Here is a 680-nt window from a genome sequence, read left to right on the forward strand (position 1 = left end):
TTCGCCAGGTCGACCGCGCGGCAGCACGACACGCCGGCGCGCTGGCTGCGGGATGCCTGCGACTATATGGCGGCGCACGCCTGCGAGGCGCGGAGCCTGGGTGATATCGCGGCAGCGGTTGGCTGCGACCCGGTCCGCCTGTCGCGCGGCTTTCGACGCGCGCACGGGCACAGCATTGGCGAGCACCAACGCAAGCTGCGCGTTGCGGCGGCGTCCGAACTGCTTGCGACGAGCACGATGCCGCTCGCCGAGGTCGCTCAGGCTTGCGGCTTCTACGATCAGGCGCATCTGACACGCAGCTTCAAGGCGGTGGTCGGCTGCACGCCCGCGGTCTTTCGGAAAGGCGTCTGACGTACAATCGTCCGCTGCGTCCAAGACGGAGGTGCGGAGGGCGGCGTAGCAGGCTGCGTACCCGGAGGAGAACGCGGCTATGACCTCACCCCGAACGCGCGGAAGCATGAAGTTGCTGGCGGCCATGTGTATCCTCGGCCTCTCGCTGCAGGCGGCCTTTGCGCAGGAGGTTGGATCAGGGTTTCGTCGAGCCGACTGGCTGGAGGACTTCCAGCAGCTTAAGGCCCGGCTCGAGCGCGAGTACGTCAATCTCGCCTGGATGGGATCGCCGCAAAGCGGCATCGATGTGCCGCGCCTGGAGCGCCGCGCTCGGGATGCTCTGGCCCAGG

General features: G+C 68.1%; 2 protein-coding genes. Both read left to right on the forward strand.

Annotated features, from left to right (window positions below; all coding sequences use genetic code 11):
* On the forward strand, window positions 1–351 hold a 351-nt coding region (locus tag SAZ01S_RS23390), incomplete at its 5' end, for a helix-turn-helix domain-containing protein (protein ID WP_139810237.1).
* Between the two features lie 106 nt (window positions 352–457).
* Window positions 458–680 (forward strand): hypothetical protein (locus tag SAZ01S_RS23395; protein ID WP_218018168.1); only part of this gene is annotated, 223 nt, incomplete at its 3' end.

It is taken from the genome of Sphingomonas azotifigens NBRC 15497 (assembly GCF_002091475.1).
GTDB classification, from domain to species: Bacteria; Pseudomonadota; Alphaproteobacteria; order Sphingomonadales; family Sphingomonadaceae; genus Sphingomonas; species Sphingomonas azotifigens.